The following is a 1,284-nucleotide window of genomic DNA, read 5'->3' as shown; positions in this document are numbered from 1 at the left end:
CGCCTGATCGAGGCGGCGGTCACCGGCTACATCGACAGCATGCAGGACCAGGCCGCGCGCAAGGAGCGCACCGGCACGGTCCTCGACGACCCGATTCCATTTTAGGAGCGCGGCGATGATCGACCTGAACGACGCCACCGCGTCCTGCAACTGGACGCACCTGCTCGAGGCGGCCACCGAGAACGCCGTCACCGACTTCGAGATCGAGTTCTGCGACAGCCTCCACGAGAAGCTCGCGCGGTTCGGCGAGAACGTCCGGCTGACGGACGCGCAGTTCCACAAGCTGACCTGCATCGCCCAGGCCGGCGGGTTCTGGGAGCGCGAGCGATGATCGACCTCAACCATGGCTCGGGTTTCCTCTACGGCGCCGGCGCGCCACGTCCTCCCATCGCCGAAGCCGTGTCTGCCGCCATCGACACGGCGCTGTCCGCGCGCCACCGCGCCGAGCGTCCGCGGACCTATGTCAGCTCCTCGGGTCTCGGCCGCGATTGCCTGCGCCAGATCCAGTACGACTTCCTCGCGGTGCCGAAGGACGAGGGCCAGGAGTTCGCGCCGCGTACGCTGCGCATCTTCGAGGCGGGCCACCGGGCCGAGGACATCGTCGCGGGCTGGTTCCGGATCGCCGGCTTCGACCTGCGCACCGAGCGCCCCGATGGTCGCCAGTTCGGGTTTGAGGCCCTCGGCGGGCGCTTCAAGGGCCATATCGACGGCTGTCTCGTCTCGGGCCCCGTCGCGATGGACTATCCCGCGCTCTGGGAGAACAAGGCGCTCAGCGCGGCCAGCTGGAAGGATGTGGTCAAGCGCGGCGTCAGCCTCGCACGGCCGGTCTATGCCGCCCAGATCGCGCTCTATCAGGCCTACATGGAGCTGCCGGCCCCGGCGCTTTTCACCGCGCTGAACCGCGACACGATGGAGCTGCACGCCGAGCTTGTGCCGTTCGACGCGCATCTCGCGCAGGAAATGTCGGACCGCGCCGTCGCCGTGGTGCGGGCCTCCGAGGCCGGGGAATGGCTGCCGCGCGCCGCGGCCGAGCCTACCGCAGTCCTCTGCCGCGGCGGCATGGCGGCCGGCAAGTGGCACGCTCCTTGTGCATGGGCGAAACGGTGCTGGGGTGAGCGGCGTCCCGGAAACGCTCCGGTGGAGCGTTTCAGCCGCGAACGGGCGGAGCCCCGGCCATGATCCCTGACGCCTATGAGCTCAAGCGGATCGTACGCGCGCATCGCGAGCGGTTCTGGTGCTCCGACCTGCTCGCAGCGGCGGAGTTCGCGCCGATCTATTTCTTCG

General features: G+C 69.2%; 3 protein-coding genes. All 3 read left to right on the top strand.

What is annotated here, in order from left to right; translation table 11 throughout:
- Positions 1–3 precede the first annotated feature (3 nt).
- Genes G481_RS26800 through G481_RS26795 form a run of 3 tightly spaced genes read left to right on the top strand, consistent with a single transcriptional unit; the run spans position 4 to position 1,179 of the window.
- Entirely contained in the window at positions 4–105 is a 102-nt protein-coding gene (locus G481_RS26800) for a DUF6511 domain-containing protein (protein ID WP_342666604.1), read from the top strand.
- A 10-nt stretch (positions 106–115) separates the two neighbouring features.
- Positions 116–331, top strand: a complete 216-nt coding sequence (locus tag G481_RS0118625) for a hypothetical protein (RefSeq protein WP_028031324.1) — start codon at positions 116–118, stop codon at positions 329–331.
- The gene (locus tag G481_RS26795) at positions 328–1,179 is read left to right on the top strand and encodes a hypothetical protein (protein ID WP_051294657.1); all 852 of its coding nucleotides are present in this window, start codon (positions 328–330) and stop codon (positions 1,177–1,179) included. The genes G481_RS0118625 and G481_RS26795 overlap by 4 nt, the downstream gene beginning before the upstream one ends.
- Positions 1,180–1,284: the final 105 nt, after the last annotated feature.

This window comes from Gemmobacter nectariphilus DSM 15620 (assembly GCF_000429765.1).
GTDB lineage: Bacteria > Pseudomonadota > Alphaproteobacteria > Rhodobacterales > Rhodobacteraceae > Wagnerdoeblera > Wagnerdoeblera nectariphila.
The sequence above is the reverse complement of the archived record's forward strand: the minus strand, read 5'-3'. Positions and strand labels throughout refer to the sequence as shown.